The organism is Microvirga solisilvae (assembly GCF_022808595.1).
Taxonomy (GTDB): domain Bacteria; phylum Pseudomonadota; class Alphaproteobacteria; order Rhizobiales; family Beijerinckiaceae; genus Microvirga; species Microvirga solisilvae.
On sequence record NZ_JAKUCN010000005.1, the window covers coordinates 23,484 to 38,067 of the forward strand.

General features: G+C 58.9%; 11 protein-coding genes. 4 read left to right on the forward strand and 7 right to left on the reverse strand.

Going from position 1 to position 14,584, the window contains the following annotated elements; genetic code table 11:
* Window positions 1–40: 40 nt before the first annotated feature.
* The 4 genes from MJ639_RS17840 to MJ639_RS11415 are packed head-to-tail and all read left to right on the forward strand — an operon-like array spanning window position 41 to window position 5,088.
* Window positions 41–1,642 (forward strand): Gfo/Idh/MocA family oxidoreductase, encoded by a 1,602-nt coding sequence (locus MJ639_RS17840; protein ID WP_279306607.1) that lies wholly within the window; start codon window positions 41–43, stop codon window positions 1,640–1,642.
* Window positions 1,642–2,790, forward strand: a complete 1,149-nt coding sequence (locus MJ639_RS11405; protein ID WP_243372112.1) for a DegT/DnrJ/EryC1/StrS family aminotransferase — start codon at window positions 1,642–1,644, stop codon at window positions 2,788–2,790. Before MJ639_RS17840 ends, MJ639_RS11405 begins: the two co-directional genes overlap by 1 nt.
* Window positions 2,787–3,911: a glycosyltransferase family 4 protein gene (locus MJ639_RS11410; protein ID WP_243372114.1), complete on the forward strand. Its 1,125-nt coding sequence runs from the start codon at window positions 2,787–2,789 to the stop codon at window positions 3,909–3,911. Before MJ639_RS11405 ends, MJ639_RS11410 begins: the two co-directional genes overlap by 4 nt.
* Window positions 3,904–5,088 (forward strand): glycosyltransferase, encoded by a 1,185-nt coding sequence (locus tag MJ639_RS11415; protein ID WP_243372116.1) that lies wholly within the window; start codon window positions 3,904–3,906, stop codon window positions 5,086–5,088. Before MJ639_RS11410 ends, MJ639_RS11415 begins: the two co-directional genes overlap by 8 nt.
* Window positions 5,089–5,104: 16 nt before the next feature.
* Here MJ639_RS11415 and asnB read toward each other — a convergent pair whose 3' ends face one another.
* The 7 genes from asnB to MJ639_RS11450 form a co-directional block, all read right to left on the reverse strand.
* Window positions 5,105–7,003, reverse strand: coding sequence for an asparagine synthase (glutamine-hydrolyzing) (asnB, locus tag MJ639_RS11420; RefSeq protein WP_243372118.1), 1,899 nt, complete (start codon window positions 7,001–7,003; stop codon window positions 5,105–5,107).
* A gap of 68 nt (window positions 7,004–7,071) precedes the next feature.
* Entirely contained in the window at window positions 7,072–8,508 is a 1,437-nt protein-coding gene (locus MJ639_RS11425; RefSeq protein WP_243372120.1) for a glycosyltransferase family 4 protein, read from the reverse strand.
* A gap of 335 nt (window positions 8,509–8,843) precedes the next feature.
* Window positions 8,844–9,887, reverse strand: a complete 1,044-nt coding sequence (gene wecB / locus MJ639_RS11430; protein WP_279306608.1) for a non-hydrolyzing UDP-N-acetylglucosamine 2-epimerase — start codon at window positions 9,885–9,887, stop codon at window positions 8,844–8,846.
* Window positions 9,888–10,207: 320 nt separating this feature from the next.
* Window positions 10,208–11,080: a glucose-1-phosphate thymidylyltransferase RfbA gene (gene rfbA / locus MJ639_RS11435; protein ID WP_243372123.1), complete on the reverse strand. Its 873-nt coding sequence runs from the start codon at window positions 11,078–11,080 to the stop codon at window positions 10,208–10,210.
* A 114-nt stretch (window positions 11,081–11,194) separates the two neighbouring features.
* Window positions 11,195–11,755: a dTDP-4-dehydrorhamnose 3,5-epimerase gene (gene rfbC, locus MJ639_RS11440; RefSeq protein WP_423790789.1), complete on the reverse strand. Its 561-nt coding sequence runs from the start codon at window positions 11,753–11,755 to the stop codon at window positions 11,195–11,197.
* A gap of 61 nt (window positions 11,756–11,816) precedes the next feature.
* Window positions 11,817–12,878 carry a dTDP-glucose 4,6-dehydratase gene (gene rfbB, locus MJ639_RS11445; RefSeq protein ID WP_243372132.1) on the reverse strand — a complete coding sequence of 354 codons (1,062 nt, stop codon included), beginning with the start codon at window positions 12,876–12,878 and terminating at the stop codon, window positions 11,817–11,819.
* 208 nt (window positions 12,879–13,086) lie between these two features.
* Window positions 13,087–14,535, reverse strand: a complete 1,449-nt coding sequence (locus MJ639_RS11450) for a phosphomannomutase (RefSeq protein WP_243372134.1) — start codon at window positions 14,533–14,535, stop codon at window positions 13,087–13,089.
* Between the last annotated feature and the right edge of the window lie 49 nt (window positions 14,536–14,584).

A 14,584-nucleotide genomic window follows, 5' to 3' on the forward strand; every position in this document is an offset into this window, starting at 1 on the left:
TCTGAAAATCATTACAACGGATAGATAAGGTCGAGTAATCATGGGAAGCGATGTGCGGGTGGCGGTTGTCGGCTGCGGATACTGGGGCAAGAACCTCGTCCGCAACTTCGCCGAACTCGGTGCCTTGGAAGCCCTCGTCGACGCTCATCAGCCAACGGTCGAGGGACTGATCGCAAAGCATGGCGGACGGGCTCTCAGCTTCGAAGAAGCCCTTGTCGACAAGAATGTTCATGCGGTTGCAATCGCGGCTCCCGCCGCTCTGCACTATTCCCTTGCCAAGCGCGCCCTTGAAGCTGGGAAGCATGTCTTCGTTGAGAAGCCTCTGTCTCTCGAAGTGGATGAAGCAAAGGAGCTCTGCGCACTCGCCGAGCGTCTGGACCGCCGCCTCATGGTCGGCCATCTGCTTCAGTACCACCCGGTCTTTCTTGAACTGAAGCGACTGGTCCGCGAGGGCAAACTCGGCCGCCTTCAATACGTCTATTCGAACCGCCTGAATCTTGGAAAGATCCGCCGCGAAGAGGATATTTTGTGGTCCTTCGCGCCGCACGATCTTTCCATGATCTTGTCTCTGATCGGTAGCGAGCCGGAAAAGGTGGAGGCCGTTGGCGGCTATTACCTGCATGATGCCATTGCCGACGTGACCACAACTCACCTCAGCTTCCCAGGCGGCGAGCGGGCGCACGTGTTCGTGTCCTGGCTCCACCCCTTCAAGGAACAGAAGCTCGTGGTCGTGGGCTCGGATGCCATGGCCGTCTTCGATGATGGTGAAGTCTGGGATCGCAAACTCCTTCTCTATCCGCACAAGGTGGAGTGGAAGGACAACATGCCCGTGCCTGTGAAGGCAGACGCAGTTCCTGTCTCGGTTCCTCAGGACGAGCCTTTGAAGCAGGAATGCCAGCATTTCATCGATTGCGTGCGCAGTGGCGCGACACCGCGTACGGATGGCCGCGAAGGCCTGCGGGTTCTATCGGTACTGGCCCGCGCTGCCGATGCTCTGCGCACGGGCCGCTCTAATGGAGCACAAGCACCTGCTGCAGCTCCCATACTTGGCGCAAAGCCGCGCGTGGCCAAGGATTATCCCGGCGTCACGATCCATGAATCAGCCTATGTCGACCCCGGTGTCGAGATAGGCGAAGGCAGCAAGATCTGGCACTTCAGCCATATTCTCGGGAATGTGACGCTTGGGAAGAATGTCAATGTCGGCCAGAATGTCGTGATCGGGCCGAAGGTGACGGTCGGGAACAACGTCAAGATCCAGAACAATGTCTCGGTTTATGAAGGGGTGACTCTGGAAGACGGGGTGTTCTGCGGTCCCTCCTGCGTCTTCACCAACGTGAACAATCCGCGCTCGGAGATTGCACGCAAATCAGAGTACAGGCCCACGCTGGTCAAGCGCGGTGCCTCGATCGGCGCGAATGCCACCATCGTCTGCGGCCACACTCTCGGCGAGTATGCGTTCATCGCAGCCGGTGCCGTGGTTGCCAAAGATGTCCCCGCCTTTGCATTGATGGCTGGCGTCCCCGCCAAGCGCATCGGCTGGATGAGCCATGCGGGTGCCAAGCTCGGCCCCGATTTAGTCTGCCCTGAAACCGGTCGCCGCTATCGCGAGGTCGGTCCCGACAAACTTGAGGAGATTGCGTGATGACTGATCCGATTGCTTTCATCGACCTTGCGGCACAGCGCAAGCGCCTGGGCTCCGCCGTCGATGAGGCCGTTCTGCGGGTCATCAACCACGGCGGCTACATCATGGGCCCCGAAGTGAAGACTCTGGAGGCCGATCTTGCCGCCTTCACAGGTGCCAAACATGTGGTTTCCTGCGCCAACGGCACGGACGCCCTCGGCTTCGTGCTGATGGCGAAAGGCGTGCAGCCGGGCGATGCCGTGATCTGCCCCACCTTCACCTTCGCCGCGACGGCCGAAGTGGTGGCATGGACCGGCGCGACGCCGATCTTCGTCGACGTTCGCGAAGATACCTTCAACATGGACATCGCCAGCCTCGAGGCTGGCATCAAGACGGCAAAGGCCCTCGGTCTGAAGCCTGTCGGCGTGATCCCGGTCGATCTTTTCGGGCTGCCTGCCGACTACGATGCCATCGAGGCCGTGTGCCAGCGTGAAGGCATGTGGGTGCTGTGCGACGCGGCCCAGAGCTTCGGCGCTACCTACAAGGGCCGCAAAGTTGGCTCGATCGGCCTGGCGACGTCCACCAGCTTCTTCCCCGCCAAGCCTCTGGGCTGCTACGGCGATGGCGGAGCGGTCTTCACCAATGATGACGAACTCGCTGCAGTCATGCGCTCCATCCGCGTTCACGGCCAGGGCTCGGACAAGTACGACAATGTCCGCATCGGCATGAACGGACGTCTGGACACGATGCAGGCTGCGATCCTGATCGAGAAGCTGAAGATCTTCCCGAGCGAGGTCGAGGCTCGTGACCGGATTGCCAAGCGCTACAACGACAATCTGCGTGATGTCGCGATCGTCCCGGATACCCCGGAGGGCTACACCTCCGTGTGGGCACAGTACACGCTGCGTCTGCGGGGTCTGGACCGTGAGAAGTTCCAGGCGGACATGAAGGCCGCCGGCGTTCCCACCATGGTTTACTATCCCAAGCCGCTTCACCAGCAGACGGCTTACAAGAGCTATCCCGTGGCCGGGAACGGTCTGCCGGTATCTGAGCGCCTTGCTGCGGAAGTGGTGAGCCTGCCCATGCATCCCTACCTGGAAGAAGCCACTCAGGACCGGATCATTCAGGCCGTCCGTGGCGCACTGGCGCAGAGGACTGCTGCGGCGTGAAAACCGGTCGGCACCTCCTCTACCTGGCGCTAGAAACCCCACGGGAAGGCGAGGCTGCCCACACGCATATCCATGAGATCGTCAAGGGGCTTCGGTCCCTTGGCTGGCAGGTGAGCCTGCTCGCCGCCGACCGAGGCGGCGCCAGTTCGGGGGCGAGCTATTTCAAGCGGCTCCTGGATTATCTGCGTGTGCAATGGAACATGGTTCGGGAGCTTCGCAGGGCAGATGCCGTCTATATGCGGTCTCACTTCGCCGCCCTGCCAGCCTCGCTCATTGCACGAGCAGCCGGTGTTCCGGTTTTTCAGGAGATCAATGGCCGGCCGGATGACATCTTCGTCACCTATCCGTGGCTCGGCCGGTTGAGCAGCGTGATTCACTGGACATACCGAGTCCAGATGCGATTGGCCTCCCATGTCTTCGTCGTCACGGAAGGCCTACGTCGCTGGGCTGCCGGAGAGACTGGTCACGAACGCATCAGCATCGTGACCAATGCCGCCAATACAGCGCTCTTTACACCTGAGGGCCCCCGGCCGTCAGAGCTGAGCCCTTATGTCGTCTTCATCGGTTCGCTCACAGGCTGGCATGGCGTCGGCACGATGATCCGGGCCGCGCAATTACCTGCATGGCCGAAAGGTGTGAAGCTGATCGTCATCGGCGATGGAGTTGAGCGCGAGCAACTGCAAAACCTTCCGCCTTCCGAGACAATCTCCTGGCTCGGTCGCCTCCCTCAAGCGGAGGCGGCGAGCTATGCCCGGGGTGCGATTGCGGCACTGAGCATCACGGAAGATACGACGGACCATCTGACGACCGGGGTAGCCCCGCTCAAGTTCTTCGAGGCCATGGCCAGCGGCGCGCCTGTGATCGTGAGCGACATCGCCTTCCAGGCGGATTTGGTGCGTGCCTACGATACAGGCTGGGTCATTCCAATGGCCGATGCCGAGGCGCTGGCCAATGTTGTTGCGGAGATCGCCTCACAGCCCGATCTGGCCCGCCAAAAGGGTCGGAATGGCGCGGCTTATATCCGTCAACACGGCACATGGGCCAATCGCGCTGAGATGATCGATGCCATTATGAAGCCTATCGTCAGCGCTTCTGTCGAGACGGCAAAGCGGCATGCGTGAGACCATAGCCATCCTGTCATTCTCGCGGATCGCACGCGATCAGCGAGTGCTTCGCCAATGCGATCTCGTGGCGAAGATGGGACACAATCCCAAGGTTATCGGCTATGCCGCACCGGGCGAGACCATCGGGCATGACTTTGCCTCATGGCCCCTTCCCTCTCCGACTCTTGGTCATCGCATCGGGACATTGGTGCGCCAGCTTCCGGCCCATATGGGCAAGGCAGCGGCCATGGCGGGCTTCTGGTCATCGCCCCGGTATCGCTGGGCCCTCAATCAGCTGAAGAAAGCTCGTCCTCGCCTGGTGATTGCCAATGATTGGCCGGCGCTTGTGGTCGCTGCTCGCTGGAAGGCAGAATGCGGCGGTCGCATCCATTACGACTCGCACGAATTTGCGACGCTTGAATTCGATGAGCGGGCGTGGTGGCGCGTCGTCTATAAGCCCTTCGTGTCGCATCTGGAGAAAGCAGTTATCGGAGCCGCGGACAGCGTCAGCACGATCAGCCCCGGTCTGGCGCAGGAATTGCAGCGCCATTACAATCTCAGCACATTGCCGGTTGTCATCCGCAGCATCCCGAACAGGTATGCTCTTCCCGTGGCATCGGAAACGCGATGGCCTCTGCGCCTGCTCTTCCACGGGCAGATCCTGCCAGGGCGCGGCCTTGAGAACCTGATCGACAGCATTCCCCTGTGGCGCTCAGCTCACCGCCTGATCATCCGTGGCGACGGCAACCCTGCCTATCTTGAAGAGCTTCGCCAGCGTGCTGCAAATGTGAGCACGAATGATCAAGTGATCTTCGAGCCTGCTGTTGCTCCTGAAGAGGTGATCCCGAGTGCGGCGCGGACTGCCGATGTCGGCGTATTTTTCACGCCGCTTCAGACCGTACAGCACCAATTCACGCTGCCGAACAAGCTCTTCGAGTATATCGGCGCGGGCCTTGCTATCGCTGTATCCCCCGGCTCCGACCTCAAGAGGATCGTCCTGGAGCACGGTATCGGAGTTGTCAGTGGCGATGTGGGCCCCGAGGCTATCGGCGCCACGATCAATGAACTGACTCCTGAAGCTGTCGATGGCTTTCGCTTGAGAGCACGTGAAGCGTCGCAAATCCTATGCTGGGAACAGGAGCGCGAGCGCCTCAGGTCGTGCATCGAAGCCTTGCTGACAAGATCAGACGCTTAAAGGCATCGTATTCCGCTTAGGCAACCGTGACGCGAAAACGGTCAGCCCAGATGCCGAGATTCACGACACGCCATAGAGTTGAACCCAGGGCGTCGCGTCCCTTGAGAAACTCATCAAGCATGCGACGCACCCCGGCACCATTGAGAAGGTCTGGGCAGGTCTCCAGCGTCTTCGTGACACCATCCTCGATAAGAAGCCGCAAGGGGCCTTTGAGCCAGTTGGATTCCGGCGTCGCAAATCCGAGCTTGTCGCGCCTGTCGCGCACCTCCTGAGGCAGCACATCCGACAAGGCCTGCCGCAGAACCTTCTTCGTTTCCGCGCCCGCGAGCTTATGCTCGGCCTCCAGGCCAAGAGCGAACTCGACAAGCCGGTGATCAAGGAACGGGACACGAGCTTCGATGCTATGCGCCATGCTGTTGCGATCCTCCCACTGCAGCAGCATGGGGAGATTGGAGCCATAGGTCATCACATCGCAAAGCGATGCGACATCCGTCGGCGAGGGCAGCCCAAGAGACTCTGCCGCAGTTCGCAACGGTGACGGCTGGCGGCCGATCGCATTCAAAACACCCGTGTCGAGCCATCCATGCTTCAGGCGTTCGCTATGAACCTTGAACATCGCGTCCGACAGGGTCCGTGGAGCTAATGCAAAAGCGACCTGTGCGAGCTGCGATGCAAAGGCACGTCCTTGTTCCCGCCGGCGTGCATTGAGCGTGGATATGAATGCTCCCAATCGCATCTGCCGCACGAGGTGAGCGAGGTGATACGGATAGCAGAAATTATACCCGGCCAGGATCTCATCCGAGCCCTGCCCATCCAGCATGACCTTGATCCCGGCGCGTTGCGCTTCCGAGAATACGCACCATTGAGCAATGATCGACGTCGAGGCAAAAGGCTCATCCTGATGCCAGGTTATGAGACCGGCGTGATCGATGACATCTTCAGGTTTAGGGAAGACATAATGCGGGGTCGCATCGGTGGCACGAACGACCGCCTCCATATACGGTCTCTCATCCACGGACTTATCGGTGAAGCATGCAGAGACCGTATGCAATCCCTGATGCTCTTCCGGCAATATGCGAGCCATCAGTCCAACGATAGCGGACGAGTCCAGTCCCCCTGAAAGGCAAGCCCCGACAGGAACGTCTGCTCTCAGATGCAGTCGGATCGATTGCTCCATCAAATCGCGGAAAGTCTCTGCAGCTTGTTTGCTGCTCATCGAGGGAATTGATGGCCTGCCGATATCGTGCCAGCGACGCACAGTGACACGAACCCCGCCACTGTTTTGCGCATCCACCATCGCCCATTCGCCGCCTCGCAGCTGACGGATGCCGGCATACATGGTTTCGGCAGTGTGATTGCTCATCCCACCGACAAGGAAATCATGCACGCGAGGCAGGTTCATCCGGCGCTCGCCGCCCGGCAGATCGAGAAGCTGCTTGATCTCGGATGCGAAGGCGACACCGCCCTGCCCTTCTACCCAGTAAAGAGGTTTGATGCCGAACCTGTCGCGCACGGCGAAGAGCTTCTTTTCCCGCTCGTCCCATATGACGAAGGCGAACATCCCCACGAAGCGATGAAGCGCGCTCTCCCCCCAGCGCTGCCATGCAGCAAGCAGAACTTCCGTGTCAGTATGGGTATGGAATGTATCGCCGAGAGCGATCAGCTCCTCGCGGAGTTCGCGGTAATTGTAGATTTCCCCGTTATAGGTCAGCAGGAAGCGTCCGCTTCGATCCGAGAAGGGTTGTAGCCCGGCCTCGCTCGTATCGATGATGGCAAGCCGCCGATGACCAAGCGCGACCGGTCCTGTAGGCGAAGACCGCGTTTCCCACCCTTCACCATCCGGGCCGCGATGGGCCACGATCGCAATGCGCGCGCGATCAGGCGTATAACCAGCGGAGGCGAATATCCCGCACATCTCGAACCTTCAATCCATCACTCTTTACGCATCAGCGATACTGAGCGTCACAGATCCAGCACCCCGTGCTAGCCGCGCTTCACGACCTTCAACAATCTCGATCCAACGAAGCGGGCTGTCCGCAGGATGCCCTCCTCGGAGGTCTTCTCGCGCAGGAAACGAACACGCTCAGCAAAGACCGGGCCAAGAATAGAATTCAGCCGAATTCCTGTCTTGAAATTGATCTGTGCGAGGCAGCGCCCATATCTCGCTTCAAACTCGATCTCATCGAGCCGCTGGGCTATAGCTGCATTATCCCTTGCAGCCAGCGTCACCGTCTTCGGCGCGCCCAGAAGATCCCGATACACGTTCTGGATCTTTCTCTCCTGAGCTTCCCAGGAATACTCATCGATCAGCTCATCCGTAATGTTTGAGCGGAAGCGGCCGGCGCCATCCAGCGCCTGCCTGATCGCAACTGCACAGGAATCAGCGTCTTGAGCGATGAAAGTCGTCCCGATGTTATTGCTCTCGACAAACTGCTTCATAGCGGCCACGTCGCTCACGACGATTGGCAGCTTGGCATGCAGATACTCGAACATCTTGTTCGGCATCGCCACTTCCCCATTGGGGTAATGAACCAAGCCATGGATGCCGACATCCGCAGTTCGGATAAAGGTCGTCACCTGATGGCTCGGCAGATAGGGAAGCAAATGGACCCGATCGCCAAAGCCGGCCTTCGCGGCCTTTGCCTTCAGTCCCTCGACATAGGATCCCTGGCTGACGAAGCAGAGATGAACGCCGTCCAACTTCATGATGGCGTCGAGAATGGCGTCGCAGCCTCGCAGCCGCGTGGCGCGCCCGACATACGCGACGAGCGGAAGATCGGATGCAAGCCCCAGCGTCGAGCGGATATCCGCACCGGCTTCGTCAAACGTGCCCTTATTCGGAGCGTTGTAGGTTACGGTCGGGCGGGATGGCAGCACATAGCGCTGCTCGAGCTCATCGGCCAAAGGCTCGCTGACGGTAAAGAGATAATCGGCCTTGTGCAGATACTCGCGCTCATAGCCGAGACATGCCGGCATGTAACTCGCGGCCTCTCCCGTAAGCCCGGCGACAAACTCATGCACATCATGAATCCAAGGCACTGAACGGCCGCTCATGGCCATGACCTGGGCTGCAGCGGCTCCGAGCTTGAGACCAATCATGTCATGAGAATGCAACAAGTCCGGCGCGAGCCTGACGATCTCGGGGATCATCACCTGAAGGTGCCCGCCGATCAGGAGACGAGGATCTCTTTCCGAAGAGCCTCCCCAGAGGCCGAACTTCATCAACTCGGTCGCGAAATGAGGAAGAAGAACGACAGGAACTCCTTCGATCTCCCGTCTCACCGTATCGGGGGCAAAGGTCACCCCGACGATGGTGGCCCGGTAGCCGGCATTCATGGCCGCCTGAGCAGTCTTGATGACCCGACTGTCTCCCTCGACCCCATTCATCACGATCGATACGACATGAGGTTGGCGCGACACGGCTATTCTCCGGAAATACATTGCGGCCTGATAACGAGAATTGCTTTGAATTGAAATGAAAACTTCGCCATTCCAAGCAACCTGCGGTGCTCCAGCCCGGGCATCATGTTACAATATGTCAATATTGAGGAAATCGGCAAATTCCGCAGCCCAGGAGCCCTGTTTCCACCGGTCCAGCTCATGGCGTGAATATGAGCCGCAAAGCCAGTTAACGCCTTGTGGCGGTGATTGAGCCAGGGAGCGAGAGGCTAATATCCGGCCCATCCGCCCCCATCGAGACATTGGGAGCGCTTCCGAATAACTGCTGAGGTTCTTGCTTGCCGAGTGCCGTATGGCTACGCGCTCTTCAGGATCTCCAGGATTCTCTTGGCGGAATCACCCGTACCATATTCCTGAATTTCGCGCCGGGGCTGGTACTCTTCCTGATGCCACAGGCGGTTCCAACCGTTATCGATCGTCTCGACCCATTCGGTTTCGGAACGCAGGGTGACGCACGGAACCCTGTGGAAATAAGCTTCCTTCTGAACGCCTCCCGAATCCGTCGCCACGATACTCGCATTGCTGAGCAAGACGTGCATGTCGAAGTAGCCGACCGGATCGATCAGCTTCAACCGATCCTCAGTCACAGCGATCCCGGCTCGAACCAGTGCCTGTCGGGTGCGCGGATGAAGCGGCAGCACGAGCGGAACCTGCTCCGACAAGTGCATCAGAAACTCCATCGCCTTCCGAAGAGCTTCCGGGCTGTCCGTATTTTCAGCGCGGTGCAGGGTGGCAACGCCATAGCGCTTCGGTTCCAGTGACAGCACTTCCATGATGCGCGAATGCTTCGCCGCAACGGGCGTCATCTTCAGGGTCGCATCATACATCAGGTCACCAACCTGGTGGACGCCAGCGGTGATGCCTTCGGCCTTCAGATTTTCGACGGCAGCCGAGGTGGGGCACAGGAGAACCGAACTGACATGATCCACGAGGACCCTGTTGATCTCCTCCGGCATTCTCCGATTGAACGAGCGAAGGCCCGCTTCCACGTGAATGACCGGAATATGCAGTTTGACCGCAGAGAGACCACCGGCGAGCGTGGAATTGGTGTCGCCGTAAACAAGCACGGCATCGGGGCGGTTTTCGATGAGGATGGCCTCGATAGCCTCCATCATGCGGCCGGTCATCTGGCCGTGAGGCCCCCCATGAATATCAAGCTGGTAGGCCGGCTTCGGCAGGCCCAATTCGCGAAAGAAAATGCCCGACATGTTTTCGTCGAAATGCTGGCCGGTATGGATGCAGATTTCCTGCATCTCGCTTGAATTCGCAAACTCGAACGACAGGGGAGCAGCCTTGATGAACTGAGGTCTGGCGCCAATGATTGTTGCAATTTTCTTCATGATAATCCGTGCCGTCCAATCCGAGGCCCAGGCGACTCGCTCTGGTTTATGAAAACCATATACGGTCGATCCTGAAAGCCCCTGAGGATATGCCGCGTGCCTGGGCCCTCATTAGTACCTTGAGAAGGCCGCGACAATACAAAGACGCACGATCTTGGCCCTTGGCTGGACTCTAAGCCCCTACCCCAGACATTTTCCAGCACTACAGAACGAGCTCTATCTTCTCTTCTCACCATAGGGGGTGAGGCATACGGCCGCTTCGGGCGATCTCTGTCTGAGGCCATGAATAGCCGAGTTCGAAGGGAAGCCCCTTCTCTCCCCTAGATCTCCCCTTCAGCCACGGCGAGGAGATATTGGCCGTATGTGCTTTTGGAAAGGGGCCGGCCGAGATCCATAAGTTGGTCGCGGCTGATCCAGCCGAGGTTGAACGCGATCTCTTCCGGGCAGGCCATCTTGAAGCCCTGGCGCTGCTCGAGTGCCCTAACGAAACCTGCCGCCTCGACAAGGGCGTCCGGCGTCCCGGTATCCAGCCAGGCAAACCCTCGTCCCATCTTCTCGACGCGCAACTGTCCCATTTCGAGATAGGCTCGATTGATGTCGGTAATCTCCAATTCTCCTCGAGCCGAAGGCTTAAGTCTTGCCGCAATATCGATCACCTGAGCGTCGTAGAAATAGAGCCCGGTTACAGCCCAATTCGATTTCGGCTGTTTCGGTTTCTCCTCGATCGAGATCGCTTTTCCATCACCGTCGAAGCTGACCACGCCATACCGTTCCGGATCTTGGACGTGATAGGCAAAGATGCAGGCCCCTTGAGACCCGCGGCTTCCTGAATGCATCAGTTCAGGCAGACCGTGGCCATAGAAAAGATTATCTCCAAGGATGAGTGCCGAGGATTCGTCGCCTACGAAATCGGCTCCGATGATATAGGCTTGAGCGAGACCTTCCGGCTTGGGTTGCTCCGCATACGACAAGCGAATGCCCCATTGCTCACCGCTCCCCAAAAGCTGCTTGAAGCGAGGGAGATCCTCAGGGGTTGTAATGATGAGGATGTCGCGCACACCTGCCAGCATGAGCGTGGTCAGCGGATAGTAGATCATCGGTTTGTCATAAACCGGTAGAAGCTGCTTGGACGTTGCATACGTCATCGGATAAAGCCGGGTGCCGCTCCCCCCGGCCAGAATGATGCCTTTCAAAGCGAAACTCCTTTGCAGCTGAGGCTAACAGAAGCGACCTCAAGTCTGATGCGGGCAAGCAACGAAGCCAGGGACTGAAACGGCTTTCGCACGTCCATCATCTGCGACTGCGCCTTACTCATCGAAATACGTCGACAGCTCTGCCAGTCGCGGAAGCTTCCGATCCTTTTCCGAAAGGATCGCCTCCGAAATTGGCACGGGCCATTCGATACCCAGTGCCGGATCATCGACCGCAACACCATGATCATGAGCGGCAGAATAATAGCTCGTGACCTTGTAAAGAACTTCGGTATCTGGCTCCAAGGAACAGAAGCCGTGGGCGAAACCGATCGGCACCAGCAACTGACGCCAATTGGATGCAGAAAGCTCAACAGCGACGTGACGGCCGAAGGTCGGTGAAGAACGACGAAGATCGACAGCCACATCGAGAATGCGGCCGCGCGTCACTCGCACCAGCTTGCATTGAGCGAATGGCGGGCTTTGAAAGTGAAGCCCCCGGATCGTACCGGCTTCTCGCGAGAGAGAATGATTGTCCTGCACGAACTCAAGGTCCAAGCCGGCCTCTGCGAACGTGCGCCGATTATAGACCTCGGAGAAGAATCCCCGGTCATCACCGATGCGCCGCGGCGTCACAATCTTCACGTCCGGGATTTCTGTCTGCTGGATGTCCAACACCCTCAAACCCTCACGCTTGCCAGGTGTCTGTTCTTGCAAGAAGCAGGCATGAACATCTCTCTCAACCCATCAGGCCCAGGCGCTCGCCTCTGTAGCCGCCGTTGCGAACCTGCTCCCACCAATCTCGATTTTCGAGATACCACTGGACTGTCTTGCGCAGGCCGCTTTCGAATGTCTCGGCAGGCGCCCAGCCAAGCTCTCGCTTGATCTTCGATGCATCGATCGCATAGCGCAGGTCATGACCAGGGCGGTCAGTCACGTAAGTTATCAGATCTTGACGAGTGCCGATCTGCGGGTTCGGCGCCAGTTCGTCGACGAGAGCGCAGACCGCCTTGACGACATCGATGTTCTTCCGCTCGTTCCATCCGCCGATATTGTAGCTCTCGCCCACCCTGCCCTTTTCGGCCACCAGAACGAGCGCCTCGGCGTGATCGTCCACGTAGAGCCAGTCGCGCACGTTCTCGCCCTTGCCATAGACAGGAAGCGGCTTGCCCTCAAAGGCATTGAGGATCATGAGCGGGATCAGTTTCTCCGGGAAATGGTACGGACCGTAATTGTTGGAGCAATTCGTCAAGACGATGGGCAGACCGTAGGTATGGTGCCAGGCCCGCACGAAATGATCGGAAGCCGCCTTCGAGGCGGAATAAGGAGAGGTCGGCTGGTAGGGATAGGTCTCATGGAAGAAACCGTTTTCTCCCAGCGAGCCGAAAACCTCATCCGTCGAGATATGATGGAAACGAAAAGTGTCGCGGCGCTCTCCGTTCAAGGCCCGCCAGTAGCGCAGGCTTTCCTGGAGCAGCGCGAAGGTGCCGACCACATTGGTCTGGATGAATGCAGCCGGGCCGTCGATGGAGCGATCCACATGGCTCTCGGCTGCAAGATGCATGATCACGTCCGGCTGAAAGCGTTGGATGATCTCTCGCATGCGGTCTGAATCGGCAATGTCGGCACGCTCAAAAGCATAACGTGGATTTCCGTCGACGGGAGCGAGGGAAGCGAGATTGCCGGCATAGGTGAGCTTGTCGACCACCAGGACATGATGGGATGTCTTGCCAATCAGATGACGAACGACGGCCGAGCCGATGAAACCAGCTCCCCCCGTCACCAGAAAACGTTTCGTCATACCCAATAGACCTTCCGGCAGTCGCTCTCGAACAAAGCCTCAAAGATGCAAAATATCTACATCATTGATCTTATGTTACAACAAGCAAACCCTCCTGGTTAGGCCAAATATCGCTGCCTTGTGCGATGTTCCGCTCTGGGTGGCATGCGGCTCCGCACGAGGCAGGCCCCCTGGCCTGCCCCTCCACAACCGTAGATGCGTTATTCGGTTATCCGCCGATCTGGCGTGCCGCGACAGAGAGGCCCCAATCGAGCAGGCTTTCCGCCCGCGCCTGCGATGCCGCCTCCACATAGACCCGCAGTTCGGGAGCATTGCCGGATGCGCGGAAATGGATGATCTCCCTGTTCCCGGCCGTGATCCGCAATCCATCCCGCATATCGAGTGCCGAGGCCCCATCGAGCGGCGCGAAAATCTCGTCGATGAACGCCTTGTCCTGCTGAAGTCTCTGGAGGAACTTGCCCGTCTTTTCATTGGGCACGTTCTTCAGGCGGTTGCTCATCGCGGACATGAACGCGAAAGCCGTCCCGATTTCCGCCAGGGACTTTCCTTGCTCGATCACCGATGCGAGCGCGCAGAGGATCGGCAACATGGCATCCCGCGTCGGAAGCGCTGCAAGCCTGCGCCCTTTGCGCTCGATGGAAGAGCCCAGCAGGACGCCGCCATTGGCCTCGAACCCAAGCACGGCCTTCGCGCCCAATCGCGCGGCCTCATTCATGCCTTCGATGACATAAGGCGAGCCAACCCGCGTGCGGACGACGCTTCCGAAAGCGCCTGAAGCCTCAAGCGCCGAATTCGATGTGACAGGGGTCACGATGGCGTCCACCCCGAGATACTGAGCCGTGATCGCACCCACGAGATCACCGCGCAGGAAACGGCCTTGTGCATCGGAGATCAGCGGGCGATCCGCATCGCCATCCGTGGACACGATCGCATCGAGCTTCCGCTCGCCGGCCCATTCTTTGGCCAGATGCTCATCCTCCTCGCGCAGGGCTTCCGTATCGACGGGAATGAAGCTCGTGGCGCGCCCGAGCGGCACAGCACGTGCGCCGAGCATCTCAAGCATCTGCACGATCACATCGCGCGCCACAGAGGAATGCTGATAGACGCCGACCGTAAGCCCCTTCAAAGCGTCAGCTCCGAAGAAGTCCAGATAACGCTGCTGATAAGCGGCAATGAGATCGATCTCAGGATTTGCCGCATAAACATCGCGCGCATTCGCGGGCAGCTTCGCAATGTTCAGCTTCTCGTGCCAGGCAACGATGGCGGCTTCGTCTTTCTTGTCGATCTCGCCTTCTGCCCGATAGAACTTCAATCCGTTGCGGTCTTCAGGAATATGGCTTCCCGTGACCATGATCGCCGGCAGGCCGAAACGCATGCCGTGATACGCCAGAGTCGGCGTGGGCAAAGCACCGCAATCGAGCGGAACGAGGCCTGAATCCTTCAGGGCCGCGCAGCATAATTGAGCAATGCTCGGGCTGCTCTCGCGCAGATCCCGCCCGACCAGAACATGTCCCTTTGCAGCAGTTGCAGAACCATCCGCCTTCAGCATCTCCGCGAAGGCTCGGCTGTAGGCATAGGCCGGGACCCCGTTCAGATCCGTGACGAGGCCGCGCAATCCACTGGTGCCGAATTTGAGGGATTCATCGCTCGCGATCACGGTTCTTCTCCTGCCTGCCGGTCTCGTCCATCTGATATCGTCTCAGGAC